General features: G+C 58.1%; 25 protein-coding genes. 17 read left to right on the top strand and 8 right to left on the bottom strand.

Annotated elements, in window-relative coordinates:
• Nucleotides 1-12 precede the first annotated feature (12 nt).
• A complete protein-coding gene (locus K9B37_RS06435) occupies nucleotides 13-1,599 on the top strand; it encodes an ABC transporter substrate-binding protein (protein WP_224312232.1) in 1,587 nt (528 codons plus the stop codon).
• The gene (locus tag K9B37_RS06430; protein ID WP_224312231.1) at nucleotides 1,596-3,545 is read left to right on the top strand and encodes a CocE/NonD family hydrolase; all 1,950 of its coding nucleotides are present in this window, start codon (nucleotides 1,596-1,598) and stop codon (nucleotides 3,543-3,545) included. Before K9B37_RS06435 ends, K9B37_RS06430 begins: the two co-directional genes overlap by 4 nt.
• A gap of 127 nt (nucleotides 3,546-3,672) precedes the next feature.
• Here K9B37_RS06430 and ppk2 read toward each other — a convergent pair whose 3' ends face one another.
• Both ppk2 and K9B37_RS06420 read right to left on the bottom strand, forming a co-directional pair.
• The gene (gene ppk2, locus K9B37_RS06425) at nucleotides 3,673-4,443 is read right to left on the bottom strand and encodes a polyphosphate kinase 2 (RefSeq protein ID WP_224312230.1); all 771 of its coding nucleotides are present in this window, start codon (nucleotides 4,441-4,443) and stop codon (nucleotides 3,673-3,675) included.
• Between the two features lie 168 nt (nucleotides 4,444-4,611).
• A complete protein-coding gene (locus K9B37_RS06420; RefSeq protein WP_224312229.1) occupies nucleotides 4,612-5,433 on the bottom strand; it encodes a bile acid:sodium symporter family protein in 822 nt (273 codons plus the stop codon).
• 244 nt (nucleotides 5,434-5,677) lie between these two features.
• Here K9B37_RS06420 and K9B37_RS06415 point away from each other — a divergent pair, with 244 nt between their 5' ends.
• From K9B37_RS06415 to K9B37_RS06365, 11 genes are all read left to right on the top strand, one after another.
• Entirely contained in the window at nucleotides 5,678-6,796 is a 1,119-nt protein-coding gene (locus K9B37_RS06415; protein WP_369414234.1) for an AraC family transcriptional regulator, read from the top strand.
• Between the two features lie 180 nt (nucleotides 6,797-6,976).
• Nucleotides 6,977-7,396: a helix-turn-helix transcriptional regulator gene (locus K9B37_RS06410; protein ID WP_224312227.1), complete on the top strand. Its 420-nt coding sequence runs from the start codon at nucleotides 6,977-6,979 to the stop codon at nucleotides 7,394-7,396.
• A 241-nt stretch (nucleotides 7,397-7,637) separates the two neighbouring features.
• Nucleotides 7,638-8,609, top strand: coding sequence for a phosphate acetyltransferase (locus K9B37_RS06405; RefSeq protein WP_224312225.1), 972 nt, complete (start codon nucleotides 7,638-7,640; stop codon nucleotides 8,607-8,609).
• A 3-nt stretch (nucleotides 8,610-8,612) separates the two neighbouring features.
• Nucleotides 8,613-9,821, top strand: a complete 1,209-nt coding sequence (locus K9B37_RS06400) for an acetate/propionate family kinase (protein WP_224312223.1) — start codon at nucleotides 8,613-8,615, stop codon at nucleotides 9,819-9,821.
• A 17-nt stretch (nucleotides 9,822-9,838) separates the two neighbouring features.
• Nucleotides 9,839-10,348, top strand: a complete 510-nt coding sequence (locus K9B37_RS06395; RefSeq protein WP_224312221.1) for a hypothetical protein — start codon at nucleotides 9,839-9,841, stop codon at nucleotides 10,346-10,348.
• Nucleotides 10,349-10,394: 46 nt separating this feature from the next.
• Complete coding sequence (locus K9B37_RS06390; protein WP_224312219.1) at nucleotides 10,395-12,752, top strand: DUF3141 domain-containing protein; 2,358 nt, start codon at nucleotides 10,395-10,397, stop codon at nucleotides 12,750-12,752.
• The gene (fabI, locus tag K9B37_RS06385) at nucleotides 12,749-13,555 is read left to right on the top strand and encodes an enoyl-ACP reductase FabI (RefSeq protein ID WP_224312218.1); all 807 of its coding nucleotides are present in this window, start codon (nucleotides 12,749-12,751) and stop codon (nucleotides 13,553-13,555) included. Before K9B37_RS06390 ends, fabI begins: the two co-directional genes overlap by 4 nt.
• A gap of 147 nt (nucleotides 13,556-13,702) precedes the next feature.
• Complete coding sequence (locus tag K9B37_RS06380; RefSeq protein ID WP_224312217.1) at nucleotides 13,703-14,194, top strand: hypothetical protein; 492 nt, start codon at nucleotides 13,703-13,705, stop codon at nucleotides 14,192-14,194.
• Complete coding sequence (locus tag K9B37_RS06375; protein WP_224312216.1) at nucleotides 14,187-15,419, top strand: HlyD family secretion protein; 1,233 nt, start codon at nucleotides 14,187-14,189, stop codon at nucleotides 15,417-15,419. The genes K9B37_RS06380 and K9B37_RS06375 overlap by 8 nt, the downstream gene beginning before the upstream one ends.
• Before the next feature lie 21 nt (nucleotides 15,420-15,440).
• Nucleotides 15,441-15,842 (top strand): ATP synthase F1 subunit epsilon, encoded by a 402-nt coding sequence (gene atpC, locus K9B37_RS06370; protein ID WP_224312215.1) that lies wholly within the window; start codon nucleotides 15,441-15,443, stop codon nucleotides 15,840-15,842.
• 23 nt (nucleotides 15,843-15,865) lie between these two features.
• The gene (locus K9B37_RS06365) at nucleotides 15,866-16,192 is read left to right on the top strand and encodes a phasin family protein (RefSeq protein ID WP_224312214.1); all 327 of its coding nucleotides are present in this window, start codon (nucleotides 15,866-15,868) and stop codon (nucleotides 16,190-16,192) included.
• A gap of 32 nt (nucleotides 16,193-16,224) precedes the next feature.
• On the opposite strand, the gene K9B37_RS06360 is transcribed toward K9B37_RS06365, so the two are convergent.
• From K9B37_RS06360 to K9B37_RS06340, 5 genes are all read right to left on the bottom strand, one after another.
• Nucleotides 16,225-16,551 carry a DUF1476 domain-containing protein gene (locus K9B37_RS06360; protein WP_224312213.1) on the bottom strand — a complete coding sequence of 109 codons (327 nt, stop codon included), beginning with the start codon at nucleotides 16,549-16,551 and terminating at the stop codon, nucleotides 16,225-16,227.
• A gap of 136 nt (nucleotides 16,552-16,687) precedes the next feature.
• On the bottom strand, nucleotides 16,688-17,515 hold the full coding sequence (locus K9B37_RS06355; protein WP_224312212.1) for a DUF4344 domain-containing metallopeptidase: 828 nt from the start codon (nucleotides 17,513-17,515) through the stop codon (nucleotides 16,688-16,690).
• Nucleotides 17,516-17,840: 325 nt separating this feature from the next.
• A complete protein-coding gene (locus K9B37_RS06350) occupies nucleotides 17,841-18,092 on the bottom strand; it encodes a hypothetical protein (protein WP_224312210.1) in 252 nt (83 codons plus the stop codon).
• Nucleotides 18,093-18,543: 451 nt separating this feature from the next.
• Nucleotides 18,544-18,972 carry a hypothetical protein gene (locus tag K9B37_RS06345; protein ID WP_224312208.1) on the bottom strand — a complete coding sequence of 143 codons (429 nt, stop codon included), beginning with the start codon at nucleotides 18,970-18,972 and terminating at the stop codon, nucleotides 18,544-18,546.
• 375 nt (nucleotides 18,973-19,347) lie between these two features.
• Nucleotides 19,348-20,400 (bottom strand): LLM class flavin-dependent oxidoreductase, encoded by a 1,053-nt coding sequence (locus tag K9B37_RS06340; protein ID WP_224312206.1) that lies wholly within the window; start codon nucleotides 20,398-20,400, stop codon nucleotides 19,348-19,350.
• Nucleotides 20,401-20,638: 238 nt separating this feature from the next.
• Between K9B37_RS06340 and K9B37_RS06335 the strand changes: the two genes are divergently transcribed.
• Nucleotides 20,639-21,034, top strand: coding sequence for a VOC family protein (locus K9B37_RS06335; RefSeq protein WP_224312204.1), 396 nt, complete (start codon nucleotides 20,639-20,641; stop codon nucleotides 21,032-21,034).
• A gap of 96 nt (nucleotides 21,035-21,130) precedes the next feature.
• On the opposite strand, the gene K9B37_RS06330 is transcribed toward K9B37_RS06335, so the two are convergent.
• On the bottom strand, nucleotides 21,131-22,465 hold the full coding sequence (locus K9B37_RS06330; protein WP_224312203.1) for an aminotransferase-like domain-containing protein: 1,335 nt from the start codon (nucleotides 22,463-22,465) through the stop codon (nucleotides 21,131-21,133).
• 126 nt (nucleotides 22,466-22,591) lie between these two features.
• Here K9B37_RS06330 and K9B37_RS06325 point away from each other — a divergent pair, with 126 nt between their 5' ends.
• The 3 genes from K9B37_RS06325 to K9B37_RS06315 are packed head-to-tail and all read left to right on the top strand — an operon-like array spanning nucleotide 22,592 to nucleotide 25,306.
• Nucleotides 22,592-23,566, top strand: coding sequence for a substrate-binding domain-containing protein (locus K9B37_RS06325; RefSeq protein WP_224312200.1), 975 nt, complete (start codon nucleotides 22,592-22,594; stop codon nucleotides 23,564-23,566).
• Nucleotides 23,563-24,381, top strand: coding sequence for a deaminated glutathione amidase (locus tag K9B37_RS06320; RefSeq protein WP_224312198.1), 819 nt, complete (start codon nucleotides 23,563-23,565; stop codon nucleotides 24,379-24,381). The genes K9B37_RS06325 and K9B37_RS06320 overlap by 4 nt, the downstream gene beginning before the upstream one ends.
• A 34-nt stretch (nucleotides 24,382-24,415) precedes the next feature.
• Entirely contained in the window at nucleotides 24,416-25,306 is an 891-nt protein-coding gene (locus K9B37_RS06315; RefSeq protein WP_439651695.1) for an ABC transporter substrate-binding protein, read from the top strand.
• Nucleotides 25,307-25,311: the final 5 nt, after the last annotated feature.

The following is a 25,311-nucleotide window of genomic DNA, read 5'->3' as shown; positions in this document are numbered from 1 at the left end:
AGGGAAGACATCATGAAACTGCTTTCGAATCTAAGGTCCCTCAGCGTCACTGTGTCGGTGATCGGCATGCTGAGCTTCTCGCCGGTGCTTGCGGCCGACCTCATTATTGGGAGTTCGACGGAGCCGTCCGCCCTCGACCCGCAGTTCTCGCGGACCGGCAATAACCAGAACATTGCGGCGCAGATCTTTGACCGTTTGATCAATCCGGATCCTAACCTGCAGGTCACCCCAAACCTTGCTGAATCCTGGCAGAATGTCGATCCAACGACTTGGCGGATCAAGCTCCGCAGCGGCGTGACATTCCAGGATGGCGCCCCCCTGACGCCTGAGGACGTGATCTACTCGCTTGAACGGGTGAAGAGCATTCCGAACAGCCCGGCGCCGTTTACCGGCAATGTCGGCGCTATCGCCAGCATGACGGTTGTCGATCCGCAGACCATCGAGTTCAAGACCAAAGGCCCAACTCCCGATTTCATCGAGCAGGTTGGTCTCGTCTACATCGTTCAGAAGAAGCTTGCCGACGGCAAGTCCATCGAAGCGTTCAACGATCGCTCCGCCGCTATCGGCACGGGCCCGTACAAGGTCAAGGAATGGGTGCCGGGCGACCACATCACGCTCGTGCGCAACGAATCCTACTGGGGCAAGAAGCCAGCATTCGACAACGTGACGGTGAAGTTCATCGCCAACGATGCGGCGCGCGTTGCCGCGTTGCGGTCGGGCTCCGTGGACCTCATCGATGCAGTGCCGCCCGGTGACGTGCGTTCGCTGTCGAATGTCAACGGCCTTAAACTGTGGTCCATCGCGTCCGCTCGTGTCGTCTATCTCGCTCTGGACGCAAGCCGTGACGAGAGCCCGTTCGTGGTAGGCGCTGATGGAAAGCCTCTTAACCCGAATCCGCTGAAGGACGTGCGAGTTCGCCAGGCGTTGTCGAAACTCATCAACCGTCGGCTCATCGTCGACCGGATTCTCGACGGCGCTGGCGACGCGGCGGGACAGGTCGTTCCGGACGGCATCGGTGGAGCAGATCCCTCACTGAGGGCACCCGCTTTCGATCTGGCTGGGGCCAAGAAGCTCCTGGCCGATGCGGGATTTGCTCAAGGCCTCGGCCTGACGATCCATACCTCCAATGATCGTTTCTCTGGTGACGCGGAAACGGCGCAGGCGCTCGGACAGATGTTCGCACAGGGCGGCATCAAGGTGAACGGCGTCGTTGCACAGCCATACAACGTCTATGCATCCGCAGCCGGAAAGCAGCAATTCAGCGCTTTCATCTTCTCTCTTGGGACGACCACGCCGACATCGGCAACCAGCCTCCGGAATCTCCTGATGACGCCGGATAAGGAAGCTGGCACGGGCTCGTTCAATCGAACGCGCTACTCGAATCCGAAATTTGACCAGAAAATGAAGGAAGCAACCTCCGAATTCGATCCGCAGAAGCGCATCGCTCAACTGCAGGAGGCGACCCGGATTGCAATGGATGATGTCGGTGTCATCCCGCTGTTCTGGCCAAAGGTCTACTGGGCGTCGAAGGCAAATGTCACCTACATCCCGAACCGCGGTGAAGATCTGATGGCGACGCTTGCGGGAACGGCGCAATGACCTCACAGGCCGTCCAGATGCAGGCTGACTCCACCGCTCACGCGGTGGAGGTTCTCGCTGACGACGTCGTCGTCCACCGCGACGTGATGGTTCGCATGCGGGATGGAATCCATCTCGCGACCGACGTCTATCGGCCGGCCATCAACGGAAAGCCCGTCGCGGGGCCGTTGTCCGTCGTCATGGAAAGGACGCCCTACGGAAAGACGCAGCGCTCGCGCTCTGAAATTGAGCCCGGCATGGATAAACCCATGACGCGGGCAGAGGTCGCCATGCACTTCGTCCGCGCGGGCTTCGTCGTGATCTATCAAGACTGTCGCGGACGCTATAATTCCGAGGGCGTATTCACGAAGTACCTGTCCGAGGGCCCGGACGGTTATGACACCTGTGCGTGGATCGTCGAGCAGCCCTGGTGTGACGGCAAGATCGGGACCATGGGTCTGTCCTATGCCGCGCATACGCAGGCAGCCCTCGCGTGCCTCAATCCCCCAGGACTGGCGTGTATGGTGCTCGACTCCGGTGGCTTTTCGAGCGCATACCGTACGGGGATCCGGCAAGGGGGCGCATTTGAACTTAAGCAGCTGACCTGGGCCTACAACAATGCCAAGGAAAGTCCGGAAGCACAGAGCAACCCGTTGATCCTGAAGGCGCTGGAAGCGGAGGACCTTAAGTCCTGGTTCACGGTTCTTCCCTGGTCGGAAGGGCGCTCGCCGGTCCGGTGGGTGCCTGAATACGAGAGCTATGTTCTCGATCAATGGCGGCAGGGTAGCTTCGGAGAGTTTTGGAAGAAGGTCGGCATCTATGCCGAAGGCTCGTACGACACCTTTCCGCAAGTCCCCGTTGCACTTCTTTCGAGCTGGTATGACGCTTATGTGCACACCACGTTCGACAACTACGAAGGTTTCTCGCGCGGTGGCAAACGGCCGATATCACTGATCATGGGGCCTGGGCTCCACGGGAACCGCAACACGACATTTGCAGGGGATGCGTATTTCGGAGAGAACGCCACACTTTCTCGCAATGTCACGCCGTCCTGGCTGGAATTCCGCCGCCGATGGTTCGAGCGCTGGCTTAAGGAGACGGAGAACGGCGTCGAGTCCGAACCACAGGTGCGGCTCTTCCTGATGGGCGGGGGAACTGGGAAAAGGACGGAAGCCGGAAAGCTCGATCACGGCGGGCGCTGGATCGAGGCTGAACGCTGGCCATTGCCGCAGACGGAGTTCCGTGCATTTCACATCCACAATGATGGTGGGCTTCGCGAGGCGCTGCCGCAGAAGGAAGATGCGCCGCTGAGCTACGATTTCGATCCCTCTGATCCGGTGCCGACCATCGGCGGTGCGCTCACCAGTGGCCAGCCGGTCTTCGAAGGTGGGGCGTTCGACCAGCGTGAGGATAAAGAGTTCTTCGGCTGCCGTCATTCGGGACTTCCATTATCCGCACGCCGCGACGTACTCTCTTTCGAAAGTGCGTCGCTCGAGGACGATCTTGCAGTCGTCGGACCGATTACGGTCGATCTCTGGGTTTCCTCGGATGCGTTGGATACGGATTTCACGGCGAAGCTCGTCGACGTCTATCCGCCGTCCGCAGACTATCCCACAGGCTATGCGATGATTCTGACGGATGGCATCTTCCGATGCCGCTATCGGAAATCCTGGGAGAATCCTGAGCTCATCACGCCCGGAGAAGTCTTCCGGATCACCATCGAGCCGTTTGCGACGGCGAACCTGTTCGCAAAGGGACACCGACTACGCCTTGATATTTCGTCGTCGAATTTCCCGAAGTTCGACGTCAATCCCAATACGGGGGATCCGGAAGGAAGGGGACGCACACGCAAGGTGGCACGCAACACCGTCTATTGCGATGCCGTCCGCGCATCGCGGGTCATTCTCCCCTGTGTTCCACGCGAGCATCTTCGCAGCCTCAAGACCGTCGACCGTTCCGATCGCTAGGCACGAGGGTCCCGTCGCTTCATGGCTCATGCCGGAGCGGCGGGATAACGTCCGGCATGGCGATGTTCTCGTACAGGCCTCGCCGTTCCCAAAGTATCCATCGCGCGGCCTTTCGAAGTACCGTCATTCAATATTGCGCTGGCACGATGTTCATCGCCGGAAGGCCATCTTTCGCTCCTTTGGGCTTGGGAGCTGCCTTGGGCACCTTCGGCAAATCGATCTTGACCTTTTTGTAAGGGATCTTGTCGAGCATGTGAGCGATCAGATTGAGACGCGCTCTGCGCTTGTCATCTGACGGGACAACGTACCAGGGGCAAAACGGCGTGTCGGTTTCACGCAGCATGTCCTGGTAGGCCAACGTGTAGTCCCACCAGAGACGGACTGACTCGGTGTCCATCGGGCTGAGCTTCCAGTGCTTCATGGGATCGTCGATCCGGTCGGCAAATCGGCGGCGCTGCTCGTCTTGACTGACATCGAGAAAGTATTTGAGGAGAATGATGCCGTTCTCCACGATTTCCTTTTCGAATGAAGGCACGAGACGCATGAAGCGCTCGTATTCGTCGGCGCTGCAGAAGCCCATGACTCGCTCGACGCCGGCTCTGTTGTACCAAGAGCGATCGAAGAGTGCGATTTCACCTGCGGCCGGAAACTGGGCAATATACCGCTGGATGTAGAGCTGGCTTTTTTCGCGTTCTGTCGGGGCCGGCAGCGCGATGTGCCGGAATACTCGCGGGCTCACCCTTTGGGTAATGCGACTGATGACACCGCCCTTGCCGGCCGTGTCGCGGCCTTCGAAGACAACGATGATCCGGGTGCCCGTTGCCTTGACCCAAGTTTGAAGCCGGACAAGTTCGACCTGGAGCTTCTGCAGCTCCTCCTCGAATTCCTTGCGTTTCATGCGAGGCCTAGAATCCTCTACATGAGGACGTACGGTCTCATTCGCTTTCAAGGCATCCCGTCGACCCATATTCGCGCTCCTTCCAATCCGATGTTTAACGACGAACAGATCAACCTGTCCGTTATCGCACCTGAGCCAGCGTCGGTGAGCGGCGCCACCAGAGTGCTACTAGAAATGCCCCAACGAGCTGAACGAGCCCGTAGACCAGGACAGGACGGCTGCGATAGCAGTGGTTTCAGGAAAGGTATTCGCGGCAATCGCGACGCCGACGCCAACGTTGCGAGTTGAGGTCGTGAGGGCCACGGCCCTGCGGTCTTCCTCGCCATCCCGGCCGGCAAGCCATCCTACTCCCAGGCTTACGATCAGAAGGACCAGCATGCCCAAGATCCCAATCGGCCTTACATCGATGAACAACCGGAACTGAGCACCCAGAATTATGGCAAATGTTATAGCATTTAAGATCTTGCTGATGGCGACTGATGGACCGAGCAAATGTGCTGCCAGCCGAGGCTTCGAGTGCGCGAGGGCCAAACCACACCCTAAGGGAATGAGTTGCGTGGCGAGGATGATCCAAAGCACCCCTAGCGGATTGACATGCAGGTTCGCGGCGCCGGTTGTCAGAGGTAAGAGCAGGTACAGGAGGAGCGGCGCAACGACCACCGAAGAGACGGCGAGAGATACCATCAGTCCCACCGATATCGCGTTCGTGCCTCGTGCAACGGCGGTTAGCGGCGGACCGTAGGGGGCGCCTGAACAGACGGCGAGGATTAGGAACCCGGCGGCCGCCATAGGCTCCGGGCTTGCCAGAAACACGAGTAAAACCGCAACTACAGGGACAGCCACGTCATTCGCAAGGCTGGCACGCAAGAGGAGCCGCCTATCGCTCGTCACAGGGACGATCTCGTCTAAGCGTACGTTGAGCCCTATGGCGAACATCATCTCGATCAGCGTGACCGTAATCAGCAGACTGATGATCTGTCCCGTGCTCATTCCGGCTCTGCTTCGACCAGCTTGACGCCTAACCAATCATCACGCGATCCGACCCATCAAACTTGACGATTTGGGACACGAACTTAACCCGATAAGACAACGGAACGTGCAAATGTGGGTAGTTCCATTGAAACGGTCGTGGTTGTGAGATAACTTAGGTTAGGTTGGTCGAGATCAAGGATATTGTTCTTGAATTGACCGATTGTGCAGTTTCGCGATCCTTCAAGAGTTCTGCGAGGCAGCCATGACGACAGTCAGTAGCGTCGTTACGCCCTTCGGAAAGTTCGGTCGCAGATCCAACGTATCGATATCGCCCGGCATCTTTGCCGGACCTGATCGTATGTTGCCTTCCGGATCCATACATCTTGGTGTGGCGAAGGAGGTCGCGCCAACTCTTGAAGAGTTTGGTATCGATCCAGGTGCACTCATCAAGGAGGCCGGAATTGACCCGGGCCTCTTCGATGATGGTGACAATCTGATCCCTCATGCAGCCCTAGGGCGCCTCCTCTCCTTGAGTGTCGCGCGATCGAATTGCCCGCATTTCGGACTGCTGGTCGGCCGTCGCGCAACAATCCTTTCACTGGGTATGATGGGGCGGCTGATGCAGCACTCCGAGACGGTGGGGGAGGCTTTGCACAGCCTCGTTTCCAGCTTGAGCATTCAGAATCGCGGTGCGGTTTCGTCCTTGACAGTTTGTGACGACATCGCACTGTTCAGCTATTCGGTTTATCAACGCGACGTCGAAAGTGTTGAGCAAATCTCTGATGGCGCCCTTGCCGTTGTCATCAATGCTCTCCGCACCCTGATCGGATCCGAATGGAATCCGTCTGAAGTCCTCCTTCCCCGAGCAGCTCCTGCGGATCTTCAGCCGTATCGACGCCATTTCCGGACCCCTGTCAGGTTCAATCAGGAGGTTGCCGCTATTGTTTTTCCTGCATGCGACCTGAAGCGACGCATCGCCGGTGCTGATCCTCTTCTGCGAACCATGCTGGAGGAGCGGATCAAGCGAATGAGAAGCGAACCGGGATCCGAATTTCCAGACGATATCCGGCGGCTATTGCGAATGCGCCTGACGAACAATCGTTGTTCGGCGAACGACATTGCCGACCTTTTGGCGATGCATCGTCGTACGTTGAGTCGACGCCTGAAAGGCAGCGGGCTCGGATACAGAACCATCGCAAATGAAGTCCGCTTCGAGATCGCCCGCCAGTTGCTGGAAGATACGGAAGTGTCGCTCAGTCAGATCGCGGCAGCCCTGGGATACTCGGAGGCTAGTGCATTCACCCGTGCATTTCGGCGTTGGTCAGGTCAAACTCCGACTGCTTGGCGAACCGAGAGGGGCGCATCAGATAGCATGTCGTAGCTCCCCCTTCCGCCTGTCGGATGGGATGAAAGATGATGCTGGCCCGCAAATGCAGGTCGGCTTTGGCTCTCAACTGTCAAGAGAAAGTCTCAAGTGGTCAAGCGGCATGGTGGGCGGGAGCTACTATAGCGTCGGTCCAGCAAGTGTCTGGGCTGCACAGAAGGGGAGGGAGCAGTGGAGATGCCGTCCACCCGCCAGGCTGACGAGCCACCGCCGAGTCATGAGCCGGGCCCGCTTACGGAAGATTTGCGTCGGGTACTTCGAACGGAGCTGCTCAGGGACACTTGTTCCGCTACCGGTATCGCCCGCCTTTTCTCGATGAATCGGCGGACGTTGCACCGACACCTGCATATTGAGGGAGGCGCCTTTCGCAAGATCGCGGACGAGATACGCTTCGAGATCGCACGCGATCTGCTTGCCAATACGGATATGGCATTGGGCCAAGTCGCCGCGGCCTTGAACTATTCTGAGCCGAGTGCATTCTGCCGCGCCTTCCGGCGCTGGTCCGGACAGACGCCGTCGGCATGGCGCGTCAGGCGCCGCGGTCCTCGGAAACAGCGACGCGTTCGAAGACCGAGCGATCTCCACCAGGGGTCATGACTTCTTGGCTATTTTCCCGCGCAAACTGGATGCTCGGCTGTCCGCCGCCGTCGGTCCCAAATTGTCAAGCGGATGGCTCAACCGGTCAAGCAGCGTGTCTGTGACGGGAGGTACCTTTTTGAAACAAGTTGGGAAATCGTGAGCGTGGGTCTCGGCCCGCATTTCGTTTCATGCGGTGAAGCTGGTGGCTCATCAGGAGTCCATCGCGGAAACTCGCCGACAGCGAAACCTGGAGACGATCATGACAGTTGCAATGGCGACGTCTCAGCCCGGCTCGCGACCACACGATAAATATGACCGGCTTGTTGCAGCGGCCCAGGCTCTTCAGAAACTGAAGGTTTCCGTTGCGCACCCCTGTGACACGGCATCTCTGGGGGCTGTGTTCGAAGCGGTTGATCTGGGCTTGATCGAACCGATTTTGGTTGGCCCGCAGGCCCGGATCAAGTCGGTCGCTGAGACACTTGGCAGAGATCTCTCAGACATACGGATCGTCGATGCTGCCCACAGCCATGCATCCGCAGCGGCCGCTGTCGACCTCGTGAGGTCAGGCCAGGCCGAGGCCTTGATGAAGGGAAGCCTGCATACCGACGAGCTCATGGGCGCGGTTGTTCGCCGCGACGCCGGTTTACGAACAGCACGACGGATCAGCCACTGCTTCATCATGGACGTCCCCGGCCATGACAGGCCGCTCGTCATCACCGATGCGGCGATCAACATCGCACCGACGTTGGAAGACAAAGTTCATATCGTGCAAAATGCGATCGACCTCGCCCGAGCGTTGCAGGTCGATCCTGTGCGCGTCGCGATTCTGTCTGCGATGGAGACGGTAAATCCGAAAGTTCCGTCAACGATCGAGGCCGCAGCACTGTGTAAAATGGCCGACCGGGGGCAGATCACGGGCGGGATCCTCGACGGGCCTCTTGCACTCGACAATGCAATCGATCTCGGAGCTGCCAAGATCAAGAATATCCAGTCTCCGGTCGCCGGGCAGGCAACGGTCCTCGTCGTCCCTGACCTCGAAGCGGGCAACATGCTTGCCAAGAGCCTGACCTTTCTCGCAGATGCGGATGCCGCAGGCATCGTGCTTGGCGCCCGCGTGCCGATCATCCTTACGAGCCGCGCGGACTCGACGATTACGCGATTGGCGTCATGTGCTGTCGCATCCCTTTTTGCCAACACGCAGCGCGGCAAGCTCGCTATGCCAGAGGTCTGAGACGTGATTCCCACCTTCATAGTTGTCAACGCCGGGTCATCGAGCCTCAAGTTTCAGGTGTTTGAACAACCTGACGGTGCGGAGGCCCGGTTGGTCTGGAAAGGGCTCTACGAGGGGTTGGGAGGCGCATCTCACTTTCTCGTGCGGGATCCTTCAGGAGCGAAACTGGACGAGACAACGTGGAGCGCCGAGGACGGTGTGGGACACGAGGAAGCATTGATGCATCTCGTGTCGTGGTTGAGCCAGTATCGCGAGGAACGGAAACTCATCGCGATTGGACACCGGGTCGTTCACGGCGGGGAGACCTTTTCAGGCCCGGTTCTTGTCGACGAAACAATCCTTCAGACACTCGAAACGCTGATCCCCCTGGCACCGCTGCATCAGCCCCATAACCTGGAGCCGATCAAGATCGTTCGTCGACGCCTTCCCGGAATGCCACAAGTCGCGTGCTTCGATACCGGCTTCCATCAGGACCAATCTTCGCTCGTGACGATGTTTGCACTTCCTCGCGAAATGCGTGAGCGCGGCGTGCGACGCTATGGCTTTCATGGCCTCTCATATGACTATATTGCGTCGGTACTGAAAGACTATGATCACGGCCTTGCCGAAGGGCGGGTGATCGCGGCTCATCTCGGCAATGGTGCGAGTCTATGCGCCCTCAAAGGCGGGGTGAGCGTCGCAACCACCATGGGATTTTCTGCTCTCGATGGACTTCCTATGGGAACACGCTGCGGCGCTCTCGATGCTGGGGTGGTCTTTTATATGCTGCGCGAGATGAAGCTCAGCCTGGAGAATGCCGAGCGCCTGCTCTACACAAAATCCGGTCTCCTCGGTGTCTCCGGTCTGTCGAACGACATGCGAACCTTAAGAGCGAACGCCGCAGCGAATGCCGATGCAAGGAATGCCATCGATCTATTTGTCTATCGCATCACACGAGAGATCGGCTCCCTCGTCGCCGCGTTGGGCGGAATTGACGGTCTCGTCTTTACGGCAGGTATTGGCGAGAATGACGCTGCGACGAGAGCGGAGGTGATCGCAGCGCTCGGGTGGGCAGGCCTCGCTCTCGACGAAGCTGCCAATGCCTCGGGCGGTCCACGCATTTCGAGTGGATCGGGACCAACTGCGTGGGTCATTCCGACGAATGAGGAACTGGTTATCGCGCGGCAGACGTGGAGCGTGCTTGGCGCTGCGCAGGACAAGCTAGCGTCTTGAATAGGGAGAAGGATGTCATGCAGACGTTGAACACGACGCCGGACGGGCAAACGGGGCAGGAACTCGGTGACGAAACATTCATGTCGGCAGCGGACCTTCGATCCTACATGACGGAAATGCAGATGGCGAAAGCCGTCAAGTCTGTTGAGGGCATGGATCGCGCCGAAAAGGCTCAGAAGGATCTGATCAAGCGGCTGGCTGAACCACTCGATCTGACTCCGGAGCGTTTACGGGACGTGTTGCAGCCGTTGCGGGCGAAACTACGGGCTGCCGCAGATCGCGGCGAAACGGAACTGATGGTTATGAGGTTCCCTAATGCCCTATGCACGGACAAGGGGCGCGCAATCAATAACTCTGATCCTGGCTGGCCGGAAACGCTCACCGGACGTCCACGTCAGGCCTACGAATTGTGGCGCGATCAACTTATGCCTGCGGGCTTCAAGTTGAGCGCGATGATCATCGAATGGCCTGGTGGCTTACCAGGTGATGTGGGCTTCTTTCTCAAATGGGGAGAAGCCAGGCACTAGTTCGGCGCTATCGGCACGAATGATTGGCGTGGAAGGGATAGAGCGTATGACTGACGACAGTCGAAGCGACCCAAAAAGCCGGTTAGCTGAGATCGCCGCCATACAGGCGAAGGTCGCACAGGTCTATCAGGAACGGTGTTCGAACGCCGTTCAACGCTACATTGCCAGCGTTAAATCCGCGAACGAGCCTTGGTGGCGAACATCTGGAGCCGCGACAGCTCCTGTCGATCTCTGGCGGGATGTTGCCGATTACTGGCTCGATTATGCGCAGCGGTCGATTCTTTTCTGGGATACATTGCGTCAGCGCGGAAACAATTGGATCGAACACGAGAAGGCCGGAAAGCCACCTCTGCTCGACTTCGACTGGGAGATGGTGGCGGACGCGCGAACCTTCGCACGGCCCGTAAACTATGCCCTGGTCAGTATCACGCCGCCGGACGGAACAAGGACGGATCCCGAGCAGCGTCCCTTCGTCATCATCGATCCGAGGGCCGGCCATGGCCCCGGGATCGGCGGGTTCAAGCAGGACTCGCAGGTGGGAGTGGCGCTGAAGGCCGGGCATCCGGTGTATTTCGTGATCTTTTTTCCGGAGCCGGTTGCAGGGCAGACCCTCGCCGATGTCTCGCGCACCGAAGCGGAGTTTCTTCGCATCGTTACGAAGCGACATCCAAAGACGAACAAGCCCGTCATTATCGGCAATTGTCAGGGTGGATGGGCCGCCATGCTTCTCGGTGCCTTCGATCCGGACCTGCCAGGCCCCATCGTGATCAATGGCGCTCCGATGTCCTATTGGGCCGGTAACGATGGCGAAAACCCGATGCGCTATGCGGGGGGGATTCTCGGCGGCGTATGGCCAGCGCTCCTGGCCAGCGACCTAGGGGCTGGCGAATTCGACGGAGCCTACTTGGTCGAGAATTTCGAGTATCTGAACCCGGCCAACACGTATTTCGATAAATACTACAATCTCTTTGCGAAGATCGACACTGAGCCGGAGCGCTTTCTCGATTTCGAGCGCTGGTGGGGCGGCTTCTTCCTGATGGACCGCCAGGAGATCGAATGGATCGTGAAAAATCTGTTCGTTGGCAACAAGCTGGCCGCTGGCGAGGCCGAATGGTCCGAAGGGCGAGCTTTTGATCTGCGTGCCATCAAGTCGCCGATCATCTTGTTCGCGTCTCTCGGAGATAACATTACGCCGCCTCAACAGGCATTCAACTGGGTTTCGGATCTCTATCAAACTACCGAGGCACTTAAGGCGAATGGCCAAGTCATCGTTGGTCTGATGCACAAGAGTGTCGGTCATCTCGGCATCTTCGTGTCCGGTCAGGTCGCGAAGCGTGAGCACACTCAGATCGTCGATCTCATCGAATATATCGAGCATTTGCCGCCGGGCCTTTATGGCATGCAAATCGAGGAACAACGGGCGAATGGCAGCGTCCGTTATGACGTTGTGCTGACCGAAAGGCGGGTCGAAGATCTGCAGATCCTGCAGAAGTATGGGCGTAAGGACGAAGTGCCGTTTGAGCAAGTCGAAACGACTTCGGATGCACTTGCAGCTGCCTACGAGGCCTTTGTCCATCCGATACTGGCGCCCATGGTCACGCCCGCCGCTGCGAAGATCGCCCGCACTCTCCATCCTCAGCGCATGCAACGTTGGATGCTATCGGATCTCAACCCGTTCATGTGGCCTCTCAAGACAGTCTCAGACATGACAAGGGCAGGTCGCGCACCACGCGACAATAATGGCCTGATGACGACATTGGAGCGATCGGCGGCCGCCATCATCTCTGCATCGTGGGATCTCTACCGAGATCTGAGGGATGCGTCGGTCGAGAACATATTCTTCAGAACCTACACCGTTCCCGGCGTTGGCGTTTCTGAGGAGCGGGCGGCAAGCTCTTCCATCGGCCCTATCGATACGAGAGACCTTGCTCCCATAAAAGAAGCGCTGTCGCGTATCGAGGAGGGAACTCGCACCGCCGCAATTGTTCGCGCAGCGCTTCTCTTAACGAAATCCGGTACGGGACGACGTCGACTCTCGGCCATGAAACGGGCGCGCGAGTTGGTTGGAAGGGACGTTGGCCTCCTCGATATGCCAGCGGATGCAGCCCGCAAGATCATTCGCGAGCAATCCTACATTGTCGATTTCGAGCCTGAAAGGGCGCTGGCTGCACTCCCGAAGTTGCTGCCATCACCCGAAGATCGGCACGCGGCGCTCGAACTCCTGAAGCGTCTAGAGGGCAGGATGGAGGCCAATGACAAGCAGCTGGCAATGTTGGGCGAAATCCGGCGCCTTCTCGCTGAAAGCAAGCCGGTCGCAGTAGGCCGCGCGGGCGACTACAGGCGAGCAGAGCATAGCGTCGCCCGACGAAGACGGGGTAATCAGCACACGAGAGCGAGTTCATGAACGATCAACTGATGACGCTAAGCGACGTCGCCGTCCAGTCGCAGATCTTGCATGGAAAGCGTGCTCTCGTCATTGGTATCGCCAATGAGCATTCAATCGCGTATGGATGTGCCCGTGTTTTCCGACAACTCGGCGCCGATCTCGCTGTCACCTATCTCAATGAGAAGGCGCGGCCCTATGTTGAGCCTCTAGCTAAGGAGCTAGGTGCCACCATCTTCGCCCCCTGCGATGTCGGATGTGGTGGAGAGCTCGAGGCTGTATTTGAACAGATCCGCGAGGCCTGGGGTAGTCTGGACATAGCACTGCATTCCATCGCCTTTGCTCCTAAGGAGGATCTGCAAGGGCGTCTCATCGACAGCTCCGACGAAGGTTTCAAGGTGGCAATGGATATCTCTTGCCATTCATTTATCCGAATGGCGCGCCTCGCAGAACCCCTGATGCGTGATGGCGGAACACTCCTGGCGATGAGCTATCACGGAGCCAATAAGGTGGTTCCGAACTACAATCTCATGGGGCCTGTCAAGGCTGCGCTCGAGAGCGCGGTCCGCTATCTCGCATATGAATTAGGAGACAAGCACGTCCGGGTCCATGCTGTCTCACCCGGCCCTCTCAAGACACGCGCAGCCTCCGGTCTGAAGGACTTCGATGTCCTTCTGTCGGAGGCCATTGAGCGCGCGCCGATTGGTGAGCTGGTCGATATCGATGATGTCGGTCTGACAGCCGCTTATCTGACGACGCCATTCGCCCGGCGGCTCACCGGAACAGTCACTTATGTGGATGGTGGGCTCAGCATCATGGCGTGATGGGTGCATGCCGCTACAGTGGTGGGAGATCACAGTGCAAATGAGTTTCGTCCAAAATGCGATCGCCCATACGATGGGCTCTTCTCAACTTTCAGATAGTTTATGTGTGCGTCAGGGGCTCTTTGCCCTTCCTGTAGGAGAGGTGGTATGACGACCCCAGCGGTTAACCCAGACGCTCCGCATCATTTACCCATCTTCATTACGGCTCCTGGCGAGACGGATGTGCTTCTGGTCATAATGGGCCTGTTTTTGGTCCTGGCTGTCCTGGCCGTCGGCATTCTCTTTCTGAGATTGCATACGTTGCCGGAGCGCATGGCGCACAAATCGCAAAAAATCCAATTCGAGATCGTCGCTGTCCTTGGATTGCTTGCTCTGTTTACGCATATGCACATCTTCTGGGTGGCAGGCCTCTTGCTTGCGCTGATTGACATCCCGGACTTCGGATGGCCGCTTCGCCGCATGGCGGGATCTCTTGAGAAGATAGCCGGTATTCCGCCTGGCCAGGGTGCCGATGACGCGCCGGACAGAGCGCCGGATAGAACATCAGATGGTGCCGGGGACACGCACTCAGGCGAGGCATCGGAAGAATCGAAGGCCGTCGCTCCCACCCGAATTCCGAAGGAGCGGATCCATGCTTGAGCTTCTTCTCTGTTCCCTGCTGACGATCCTTCCGGACTATCTGTACCGACGCTATGCTCAGGGGAAGCGGATCGGCAAGGAAATCACGCTTTTCTCGGTCTGGTTCGAGCTGCGATGGGGTATCGTGGCCTGCCTGATGCTGACCGTTGGGTTGATCACCGTAATTTTCTACAATCACCCCGCCACCAGCAATGTCACGCTGCTCTTCAGGACAGTTCCTATTGTTCCGGAAACCAACGGACGCGTTGCCGAGATCTTTGTAGGTCTCAGCGACTCGATCAAGGAGGGAGATCCGATCTTCAGACTGGACAGTTCCAAACAGGAGGCGGCGGTGGAGACCGCCCGGCGCAAAATCGCCGAAGTCGATGCAGAGTTCGTTGTCGCAAAAACCGATGTCGTAGAGGCCGAAGGAAGGATCCAGGAAGCCAAGGGCGCCCACCAACAGGCAGTTGACGAGCTTGCGGCGAAGCAGGAGCTGTACCGACGCAATCCAGGAAATGTCGCTTTCCGTGACATTGAGAAGCTGCAGGTCGCCGTGCAAGGGCGCCAGGGAGCGATCGATGCGGCCAATGCTGCGAAGGAGCAGGCCGCGGCACGTATCTCTACTCTGCTGCCGGCCGAGAAGGCCAGCGCTGAGGCATCGTTGGCCCAAGCTGAAGTAGACTTGGAAAAGACCGTCGTGAGGGCTGGAGTCACCGGACGCGTGGAACAGTTCGCACTTCGGCCCGGCGACATCGTAAATCCTCTATTGCGTCCCGCTGGGATTCTCATCCCAGAAGGCAGCTGGCAACAAACGTTGCAAGCGGGGTTCAATCAGCTTGAAGCCCAGGTTCTGAAACCCGGCATGGTGGCTGAGGTTGCGTGCGTATCAAAGCCATGGACGATCATTCCAATGGTTGTCACGGGCGTGCAGAACTTTATCGCAGCCGGCCAGTTTCGTGGCGGCGAGCAGCTAATCGATCCTCAGCAGGTGACGCGAACGGGAACTATTCTCGTCTTTCTGGAGCCTCTCTATGAAGGAGGGTTGGACGGTGTTACCCCCGGCAGCAGTTGTATCGCCAATGCCTATACGAGTAACCATGACCTGCTCGATTCTGGAAACCTTGGTGTTATGCGGCGCTTCGCACTCCACGCTGTCGATACGGTTGGACTCGTCCATGCCATGTTGCTTCGCATCCAGGCGCTCGTCATGCCGATTCAGAGTCTCGTATTCAGTGGCCATTGAGGGCATTCGAGGGAAATCGCCATGGCCAATGTCCTGTTTGAACTGATCTCACCGGAGCGCGTTCTATTTTCTGGCGAGGTGAAAGCAGTGATGCTGCCGGCGACCGAAGGCGATATGACTGTGATGGCAGGTCATGAGCCTACGATGGCAACGCTTAATCCAGGCATTGTCGTTGCAACTGACGTTCAGGGCCACGGCCACCGCGCTTTTGTTCGTGGCGGCTTCGCCGAAATAGGGCCGGATAGCGTTACGTTGCTCGTCGAGCGCGCGCTCCCGCCGGAGGAGCTGACGCGAGACAAAATTGACGAGGAAATCGTGCGGCTGGAAACCACACGTGATGCCACGCAGGACAGCAGGGTCCGTCGGGAGGCGGACTTTGCACTTAGCCGCCTTGCGCAGGTGCGAGCCGCCTTATCTTTCTGAAACGCATCGCGGGAGAGCAGGCCATGATCAATGCGTCCAAGAAATCAACCGTGTCGGAGACGCGGCGCAGCAATCCTATATTCTCATCTGCTGAGAACAGTCGCGCTCTGGCGAGCACTGCTGAGATGTGGTTCTCCGTAATGACGGAATGTCAACGGGAAATGATTGGTTTCGTATCAATGCGTTTGGCGAAAGATGGCGATACTTTCCGACAAATAGTAAGTTGCAAAAGTGCCGCCGAAGCAGCGACGCTGCAAGCTCACTGGATGGAAGATACGCGTCGGGATTATGACGCTGAGATGACAAAGCTGCTGACGATCTGCGCCAGATCGTCCAGAGAAAAGCTCTGAGGTGACAGCCTTCAGTGGCCGGTTTAATCGTGTCACCAAGCATTTGAACGAACCTGAAGGATCGCCTCGGCCATCAGTTGAGACATCTTCTCGCGAACCTTGTCATCCGGTATGTCGATGGCATTTGCCTCGAAATCTGACTGGATCTTCGCGACCAGCGTCTCGTCGACGACGCGCGCTACCACGCTTTGGCTGACCTCGTCGATGTAGGCGCCCGCCTTCTCGCCCTTGAGGCCGAGTTGCTCAGCAGCCCATTGCCCGAGCAACCTGTTTCGCTTTGCCAGAGCTCTGAAGCGCGCTTCCTCATCATGTACGAAAGATTGCTCGAAAGCTCTCTCGCGATCTTCGAAAAGTGTCATACGACGATCTCCGATGGCAAAGACACTGTTACGAACAGAATCATGCAGAATGTTGGCGCGTCCTTGACCAGAAACGAAATTGTGAAGGTACATGCCGTGCCAATTGCGCGGAGGCTGCTCCTCCATCTGCCGCAGTCTAGTTTCTCTTCGAGAGCATTTGCCTATGCGCATTCTTCGAGGTTGGTGCAATAAGGCGGGTGATCGCGAACGTAACCTGCTGATACTCGCCTTTACACTGTTCCGCGCGCTCCTTAGGAAGAAAACCTTGTGCAACGATGTCGGCAAACATTGCCGATTCTTTGCCGTAGCTGATGCAGAGAAGATTGAAGAAGCGCTGCGCCGGGAGTCCGTGCTCGTCCGAGAGGTCCTTGAGTTTCAGTGGAGCATCCTTTGCCTCGCTGGCGTACATTGCAGCGATGCTGGCAATAGTCCTTCGAATCTCCTGCTTGTCCATTTTCAGGAGCGCGTAAGCTGCGACTTGATCGGCCGCGTCCTCCTCGCGTCCGAGAATTGGGACCTTGTTCAGGTCGAAGATGGCATGGGCCAGCTCGTGAAGAACCACCTCCAGGAATGGCCCAACCACGTAGTTCGCAGGAGTGAGGCCCTCCGCCGCCGCAATCGGTGGGATATCTTGCGCGAGTTCCTGGATATAGGCGAGATATTCGTAGCAGATGCTCACTGTCTTGTTCGACGATTCATAGGAGGCATTAATGTCTCCGTCGCATCCTTCCGTTTTTATTGTCAGTTTGGCGGGAATTATAAAGTCAGCTAGGCTGGCTCGTACCCGTTCAAGCACTTGCTTGTCCTGCAACGTTCGGTAGATCGGCTCATGTGCTTGTTCCTTGGGCGGGACATAGATGATTTGAATAGATGAGCGCTCCGCTGCAGAGCCAGTGGCCAGCACCATAGTGAAAGCCGTCCAGGTGGCGAGAAGTGCGATTTTAGGCGCTGCGCTCAACCTCATTGAAACATCCGTCCTGCTCTGAGAGACGAGGCGAAGCCCCGAAAACGCAGCTGTCCTTTTTGTTGCCGACACATGACAACGCACGCCCGAAACGGGTCTCGTTCCTGCGCGACACAACGCAAGGGGAGGTCCGTCCTTGGACTGCTATATGTCTTCAATAATGTCGCCGATAAACGACTCGTGGGCCATAGTATCCATGAAACCTCCCATAATAGTGGTGCCCATAGTAGATGGGCCGTGCATAGAGGCGGTGGCGATAATACACGCGGTGCGGATAGTAATAGCGCGGAGCGTAGTAGACGGGTCGGGGATAATAGTAGCCTGGCTATGGTCCATAGTACCCGTAGACGGGATAGGGATAGCCGTACACAGGTGTCGATGCGGCGATCAGGCCGCCAAGAATCGCTCCGCCGATCAGTCCGGCGGCGACGGCACCTCCGCCCCAGCCATAATGATGATGATGATAGTAGCCGCCATAATAGCCCCATCCGGGCCGACCCCAATATTGGGCATGAGCAGTTCCGGCACTGCCTGTCGTAATGAATGCGGCAGTGAGGATGATTGCGAGTTTCTTCATGGTAACCTCCGAACTTGAGGCCCTCGCGATTCTAAGAAGCTGATAACTGCAGGCTCACGATATCTGGGCGTTCCGCATATTCAGACGGACCTCTGCCTCTTCCCGGTAATCTCCAGGGCTGCCATAGCGGGGGCTTCCGAAGGTCTACGAGTCTGCTCTTGACTTCGCCTGGGTCGTTCAGAGGGCGATGGTCCTGACTTTGAGACGACCGGCTGAAAAATAGATTCGTTAACCGGAGCCGATTTCACCGGGAGAGGTATTCCGGGGTGAACTGCCATGCTGAGTCCCCCGTACGACGAGGACGACTGCAATTTGGATGGCCTTTCGAGCCTCATCCTCAGGCAGATTACGGAAAGTCGGCGACGCTGCTTGATTTGTTGGGACAGCCTCTTGACAGTTTGGGTCCCGCGAAGTTGCGGGATTTACGCCGAGCCTTCAGCGCTTAGGAGTTTTATCTCGGGCAGCGGAGATAGGTGGTTCCAATCGTATCATGGTTGTTAAAGTAGCGCCTGAGAGAGCCGTCCGCCGTCGGTGACATGAGAACTGTTACGTCGTTGGATGCCACCGCGTTCGTGCAATGGAGGCCCAGGAGCTGGCGGTCTTCGGATTGCTTGACAGAGGTAATGCGACAGGTCGCCATCGGCGTTCTCAGGCGGTTTCCAGAAATGATGAATGCCGGAGCGAATATGTCCACGGGCTTCTTGAAGGAGGCCGATTTTGCGCCAAGCGAATAGACATCCGCGCAGTCGGGGCCTCCTGCGAGCCACGCGCCTTGATAGCCCGAGAGGTCGGGTTCTGCGGCCATGGCGCTCGCTGCTGCCACGGATGCTACAATGCCTAGCACCAGTTTGGCGGGGCTTCGATATCGGGCGACGTTCATTGCGACTTCCTCAAAAGTTCGCTGTTCTCGACAGCCTCGGATCAATGTGTGCCGCTACGGGCATTACATTCCTTGAGCTGTCGTCTCCGAGCGCGCGGGCTGTTGCTAGCGACCCGGCGAACCGAGAGCCGAATGGTTTCCTGCCAGGGGACTTGGCGCGGCACACGCCTATCCAGCACGATAGCATCCTACCCGAGCCGGAACGTGTCGCTTGACTGAAAGGGACACCACATTGACATTTTGAGGCGTCCGCTCGTCGCCTTCGAGTGGCTTGCAGATTTGCCAAGCTGTTCAGAATGGCAGCGGACCAGCAGATTTTTCGTCAAAGAAAGAGAATGCGGCCAGCCTGTCTCTTTCAGATCTACGAAACGCTGCTCATACGGTTCTTTGCTCGATCTGAACCGCTTTACGTATCTCCGGTGCGACCTTCGTCCCCAGGATCTCGATGGCATGCATCAGCTTGCAATGATCGAGGATACCGATCGCCATTTGAATGAGAAAACGATCAAAACGGAAGATCTGATGGGCGGCGAGGATCTTGTCCGTGACCTCGGCGGGACTTCCGACAAAGAGTGCTCCTTGTGGTCCACGGGCAGCCTCGAATTGTGAACGACTTGTCGGAGGCCAGCCGCGCTCTCGCCCGATCCGGTTCATGACTTCGGCTTGTGCCGGGTAAAACGTATCTGCCGCGTCCTGCGTGGTGTCGGCCACGAACCCATGAACGTTGATCGATGTCTTCAGGGCCGCAGCGCTATGACCGACCCGTTGTGCGGTCTGCCGATAGAGATCGAACAACGGGGCAAAACGTGCAGGTTCACCGCCGATGATCGCAAGCGCCAGAGGCAATCCAAGCGTCCCCGCGCGAACAACGGATTGCGGTGTTCCACCCACAGCGATCCAGATCGGCAGTCGGTCCTGAAATGGCCGCGGATAGACGCCGCGGTCCGAGATCGGCCGACTATGCTGCCCTCCCGGCCAGCTGATGCGCTCGTTCTCATTGAGCTGCATGAGGAGCTGCAGCTTCTCGCCGAACAACGTGTCGTAGTCGTCAAGATCGTAGCCAAAGAGTGGGAAGGACTCGATGAACGAGCCTTGACCCGCCATGATCTCCGCCCGGCCTTGGCTGAGATTGTCGAGGGTCGAGAATTGTTGGAAGACCCTGATCGGATTATCGGAGCTCAGCACGGTTACCGCACTCGACAGGCGAATGCGCTTTGTCTGCGTTGCGGCGGCAGCCAGGACGACGGCGGGAGCGGATACCGCGTAGTCGGGACGGTGGTGTTCGCCAAGCCCGAAAACGTCGAGGCCGACTTGGTCTGCAAGTACAATTTCTTCCACGAGGTTGCGGAGCCGCTCGGCAGGCCCGAGACGCCGCCCTGTCTTAGGATCAACGCCAACGTCACCAAAGGTATAAAGGCCGATCTCCACGCGATTTCTCCCTGCTTGCTCGCGCATTAAAGCCGATATGTCGTTGCTGCCAAGTGGCGAGAGGGAAGCGGTATCCACGCCCTACCGATCGAATGCAGTGGCCCGGGAGGAACTTTTGATGTGGTTGGATCCTGTGCTAGTCGAGCTGGCTGCATGTCTTGCGGTTGGGCAGCACTCGCCGGTCCAAATCGCATCCTTATATTAGAAGCATATATCGTTGAAGGAGTGCTCGAACCCCATGGCAAAGGTAGTTCACGCAATGATCCGTGTTCTGGGCGAGGAGCGCTCAGTCGATTTCTACGCCAAGGCCCTCGATTTACAGATTGCCGACCGCTTTGTCTTTGATGGTTTTACCCTGATCTACCTTCGGAGCCGCGGTAGCGACTTTGAAGTCGAACTCACGATCAATCATGGCCGGGCAGAACCATATGACCTCGGTCAGGGATATGGCCATCTCGCGGTCGCCGTCAAAGATCTGGAAGCCGAACATCGGCGCTTTGAGAGCCTCGGCTTGAAGCCGACGCCGATCAAAGACCTATCGCATGACGGAACGCTTCTCGCGAAGTTCTTCTTCGTTCAGGATCCGGACGGTTACAAGATCGAAGTCTTGCAGCGACGGGGGCGTTATCGCTAGCGGCTTCACGGTTGCGGTGAAGTTCCGCCAACGAGACAAAGGTCTGAGGCGCTCATATTCTCGTGTAGGGAGCGCAATCCGCTCCGTCTACCTATACTATTTCGGACCGTTAAGGGCGGCGAGCTTGATCGAATCCGCGACAAAGTCGAAGTCTTCGGTGAGGATTGCGGTTGCTACTCTGATATGGTTGGTCGGTTTGACCGAGCATTTCGTGCCGGGAAGGACCGCGATCCTCCTCGCCGCCAAGGTGACGAGCGCATATTGTTCCGACTCCACCGGTACCCAGACGCATAGGCCGTCTCCCGATGGGATATCAATGCCGCGCTGTCTCAGCCGTTCAGTGAGCGACTCACGGCGCTCGGCGTAGATGGTGCGGGCACGCGAAACCATGCGCGTCGTTTCATCATCATTCAGCAGCCACGCGGTCGTCGCCTGCAGAAGCCGGCTCGTCCAGCCGGAGCTGAAGCTGCGATAGGATTGAATTTGCTTGGCCACGTTGATGGAACTCGACAGCACGGCGAGACGCAAATCAGGACCGAGCGACTTCGAGAACGACAGAATGTGGATGACACGGGTCGGAAACAGCGCGCCGAGACTGACCGGAGGCAATGGAGAGACGTCACCAACGCCATCATCCTCAATGATGAAACAATCACTTGCCGCAAGGACAGCGGCAAGCTCCGCCAGGCGACTTTCGCCGACGGCTCCGCCCGTGACAGAATGCGTGCGGGGCTGGTAAATGAAAGCGGTCGGACCCTTCTGGAGAACTTTCTTGAGAGAATCCGGAAGAGGCCCCTCAGCGTCGCATTCAACGGGAAGGATTTCGGCTCCGAGATCCTCGATGATGTCGAGAATGCGCATGGCTGTCGGGTCCTCGATCGCCACCGAAGCGCCAGGCATCACCAAGGCGTGAAGCGCCGAGTAGATCGCGTTGTAGCCACCATTTGTGGCCAGGAAGGTTTCCGGCCGATACGGCCAACGCCGCTCTAGGGCGCCACGAAGCTCTGAGAGGATCGGCGTGCGCTCGTAACTGTTCAGGTTTTCGGCCCGTGCCGCGTGAGACAGAGCCCCTTCCAGGGACGGCAGCAGATCCTGATCTGGCACGGCAAGGGAAAGATCCAGGACCTCCGCGCCGAAATGGCCCACGCTGCCCATACGGGCCGGGCGAGGCGTAACGGTGTTTCCAAAAACCCAGATTCCGGTGCGACCGCGTCCGCTAATCATCTTCTGACGGCGAAGCTCGCTCCATGCCTCTGAGACCGTTGCGGGACTCACGCCAAGCTTGAACGCGAGATCGCGGACCGTCGGCAGGCGCGCGCCGATCGGCAGCGCACCCGAGCGGATGAGCGTGCTCGTCTCCACCGCGATGCCGCGCGCTGTGCGTTCGCGCAGCCGCATGGCGAGCCAATCCGCATCGAAAGTGATGTCCATGTCGTCCGATCTTTTAATGTTCAGTAACATAATAGTTATTGATCAGCAGAAATGAACATTTAATTTCGGATCGCGGCAAAAGGTTGGGCTGTGACCGAACCTGCCCGGGAAAATTTGGAGAGTGCCGTGAAGGTGACTGTGCGCTTGGCCCTGCGCGACTGGGATTACATGACGCCGTTGGTACTCGGCGATGTGCAGTCGACACGCCTCGATGTCCAGGTCGATCGGGTCGGCACGCTGCCGGATAATTTCGCCAACGATCCACGCTACGACGCCAGCGAGATTTCGTTCAGTCGCTATACGACTGGACGCGCCGGGGGCGACGCGACGGTTGTCGGGGTGCCGAATTTCCTCATGCGCGGCTTTCGCCATCGCTGCATCATTACGGCACGAAGCAACTCATTGACGCGCCTGGAAGAGTTGAAAGGTGGCCGGATCGGAGTGACCGGCTGGCAGGATTCCGGCAATACCTGGACCCGCGCGGCCCTGTCGCAGGCCGGTGTGCAGATCGATGACGTGCGCTGGTATGCAGGTCGTCTGACCGAGGCTCATCCGATCGTCGACCGTCTCGGACCTTATACGCGTCCTGGACGGATCGAGGCGGTGCCGGGCGAGCGACCGATGCTCGAACTCCTCGAAAGCGGCGAGCTGGATGCAGTCTTCACGCCGTTCATGCCGGCGGGTTTCTTCGATCGCGATTCCAAGTTCCGCCATCTCCTGCCGGATCTGCATGCAGCCGAGGTCGAATACTTTGACGCAGTCGGCTATGTGCCCGGCATCCATATTCTGGGTCTCAAGGCATCCTTTGTCGCAGAGCATCCCTGGCTGCCGCAGGAGCTGAGCGATCTCCTCGACGAGTCTCAGCGGGTTTGGCTGGAGAAGCGTCGCAAATATGCGGACACGACGCCCTGGATCATCGAGGAGCTTGGCCGCTGCGGCCGCGACCTTCCTGGAAGCTGGAACGCCAGCGGCCTCGAGCCAAATCGCAAGATGATCGCGGATTTCCTGGCTGAGATCCGCAAGCAGAATCTTGCCGACACTGATCTCACGCCGGATGAGTTGTTTCCGGCAATCCCGCACTTCGTAGGAGAGCCCGCATGAAAGTAGCGCTTGGTCAATTCGCCGTCAGCAAGGATTGGAAGGACAATGCCGAAACGTGTGTCCGTCTGATGAAGCAGGCGGAAGCCGGCGGTGCCGATCTCCTCGTCTTGCCGGAAGGAATTCTCGCAAGAGACATAACTGATCCCGATATTGTGCTGAAGTCGGCACAGTCTCTGGACGGCCCTTTCATGACCCAGGTTCTGGAAGCCAGCCGCGGTTCGGCTCTGACGATGATGACCTGCATCCATGTGCCTTCGGGATCCGGGCGCGTCTTCAATGTGCTCGTCACCGTGCGCAATGGCGCCATCGTCTCTCAATACCGCAAGCTTCACCTCTACGATGCCTTTTCGGCCAAAGAGTCGACCAACGTTCAGCCAGGCTCTGAAATCCCGCAGATCCTTGAGATCGCCGGCCTCAAGGTCGGTGTCATGACCTGCTACGACGTCCGCTTTCCGGAGCTTGCACGGCGGCTTGTCGTCGACGGTGCCGAAGTGATCATTCTCCCCGCCGCTTGGGTGCGCGGACTCGGCAAAGAGGCGCATTGGGAAGTTCTGGTGACGGCTCGTGCGCTGGAAAACACTTGCTACATGGTCGCAGTCGGTGAGTGCGGCGAGCGCAACATCGGCGCCAGCATGGTGGTCGATCCGCTCGGTGTCGCCGTCGTCCGGGCGGGAGAGACACCAGCGCTCGTCTTCGCCGATATCGATCCGGCACGTATCGCTCATGCGCGATCGGTGTTGCCGGTCCTTGCAAATCGACGCTTCGCGCGCCCGGAGCTTGCACTGGACGACGCGGCTCAAATCGAAGCTGCATAATTCTCAGAACTAGAAAGGGAACAGACAAATGAAGATGAGAAGTGTTCTTTGCGCGACTGTAGTCGCCATGGCGCTGAGCCACGGCTCTGCCTTCGCTCAAGCCACCCCCGCCGGCGAGATCCCGCAGCAAAAGGTGAACGACGCGCTTCGCGCGAAGCTGCCGGAAGAGTTCAAGACCTCGAACAAGTTGACATCGGTCAACAGCGGCTCTTTCCCGCCCTATGAGATTGTGACCGATACCCGAACGATGACGGGTGCAAGCGCCGATCTGACGGATGCGATCGGGCAGCTACTGGGTGTCAAGATCGAGCATGCCACGGTCAATGGCTTGTCGGCGCTGCTGAGCGGAATCAAGTCGGGCCGTTATCAGTTCTCGATGGGCCCCGTCGGCGATTTCAAGTCGCGCCAGGAGGCCAACGATTTCGTGGACTGGGTGCAGGAATATGTCGTCTTTGCCGTTCAGAAGGGCAACCCCAAGCATATCAATGCTCTTGACGATGCCTGCGGAACACGCATTGCCGTCCAGTCGGGTGGCTCAGCCGAGAAAGTGATCAAGGCGCAGGCTGAGAAGTGCGCAGCCGATGGCAAGCCGGCGCTCGAGGTGCAGTCCTATGCGGATCAGCCAACGTCGATCCTCGCAGTCCGCTCCAAGCGCGCCGACGCGTTCTTCTCTTCGCAGGCTCCTCTGACGTATTTCGTTCAGCAAGCGAACGGCGAGCTGGAACTGGCCGGTGTCGGTAAGCCGAATGGCTTCGACGACCTCTTCCAGGGCGCCGTGACGCCGAAGGACTCGCCTCTCAGCGAAGTTCTCCTCGCGGCCGTCAAGGAGCTCATGAAGAATGGCACTTATGCCACGATCATGAAGAAGTGGGGCCTGGAGAACAACATGATCTCCGAGCCCGGAATCAATCTAGCGAAGAAGTAAGAGAC

Source organism: Microvirga puerhi (genome assembly GCF_020089865.1).
GTDB classification, from domain to species: Bacteria; Pseudomonadota; Alphaproteobacteria; order Rhizobiales; family Beijerinckiaceae; genus Microvirga; species Microvirga puerhi.
This window is presented reverse-complemented; position numbering and strand designations above follow the sequence as displayed.

Coding starts and splice junctions, on each gene's coding strand:
- K9B37_RS06435 (WP_224312232.1), top strand. CDS start 13: ATGAAACTGCTTTCGAATCTAAGGTCCCTCAGCGTCACTGTGTCGGTG.
- K9B37_RS06430 (WP_224312231.1), top strand. CDS start 1,596: ATGACCTCACAGGCCGTCCAGATGCAGGCTGACTCCACCGCTCACGCG.
- ppk2 (WP_224312230.1), bottom strand. CDS start 4,443: ATGAAACGCAAGGAATTCGAGGAGGAGCTGCAGAAGCTCCAGGTCGAA.
- K9B37_RS06420 (WP_224312229.1), bottom strand. CDS start 5,433: ATGAGCACGGGACAGATCATCAGTCTGCTGATTACGGTCACGCTGATC.
- K9B37_RS06415 (WP_369414234.1), top strand. CDS start 5,678: ATGACGACAGTCAGTAGCGTCGTTACGCCCTTCGGAAAGTTCGGTCGC.
- K9B37_RS06410 (WP_224312227.1), top strand. CDS start 6,977: ATGCCGTCCACCCGCCAGGCTGACGAGCCACCGCCGAGTCATGAGCCG.
- K9B37_RS06405 (WP_224312225.1), top strand. CDS start 7,638: ATGACAGTTGCAATGGCGACGTCTCAGCCCGGCTCGCGACCACACGAT.
- K9B37_RS06395 (WP_224312221.1), top strand. CDS start 9,839: ATGCAGACGTTGAACACGACGCCGGACGGGCAAACGGGGCAGGAACTC.
- K9B37_RS06390 (WP_224312219.1), top strand. CDS start 10,395: ATGACTGACGACAGTCGAAGCGACCCAAAAAGCCGGTTAGCTGAGATC.
- fabI (WP_224312218.1), top strand. CDS start 12,749: ATGAACGATCAACTGATGACGCTAAGCGACGTCGCCGTCCAGTCGCAG.
- K9B37_RS06380 (WP_224312217.1), top strand. CDS start 13,703: ATGACGACCCCAGCGGTTAACCCAGACGCTCCGCATCATTTACCCATC.
- K9B37_RS06375 (WP_224312216.1), top strand. CDS start 14,187: ATGCTTGAGCTTCTTCTCTGTTCCCTGCTGACGATCCTTCCGGACTAT.
- atpC (WP_224312215.1), top strand. CDS start 15,441: ATGGCCAATGTCCTGTTTGAACTGATCTCACCGGAGCGCGTTCTATTT.
- K9B37_RS06365 (WP_224312214.1), top strand. CDS start 15,866: ATGATCAATGCGTCCAAGAAATCAACCGTGTCGGAGACGCGGCGCAGC.
- K9B37_RS06360 (WP_224312213.1), bottom strand. CDS start 16,551: ATGACACTTTTCGAAGATCGCGAGAGAGCTTTCGAGCAATCTTTCGTA.
- K9B37_RS06355 (WP_224312212.1), bottom strand. CDS start 17,515: ATGAGGTTGAGCGCAGCGCCTAAAATCGCACTTCTCGCCACCTGGACG.
- K9B37_RS06350 (WP_224312210.1), bottom strand. CDS start 18,092: ATGAAGAAACTCGCAATCATCCTCACTGCCGCATTCATTACGACAGGC.
- K9B37_RS06345 (WP_224312208.1), bottom strand. CDS start 18,972: ATGAACGTCGCCCGATATCGAAGCCCCGCCAAACTGGTGCTAGGCATT.
- K9B37_RS06335 (WP_224312204.1), top strand. CDS start 20,639: ATGGCAAAGGTAGTTCACGCAATGATCCGTGTTCTGGGCGAGGAGCGC.
- K9B37_RS06330 (WP_224312203.1), bottom strand. CDS start 22,465: ATGGACATCACTTTCGATGCGGATTGGCTCGCCATGCGGCTGCGCGAA.
- K9B37_RS06320 (WP_224312198.1), top strand. CDS start 23,563: ATGAAAGTAGCGCTTGGTCAATTCGCCGTCAGCAAGGATTGGAAGGAC.
- K9B37_RS06315 (WP_439651695.1), top strand. CDS start 24,416: ATGAGAAGTGTTCTTTGCGCGACTGTAGTCGCCATGGCGCTGAGCCAC.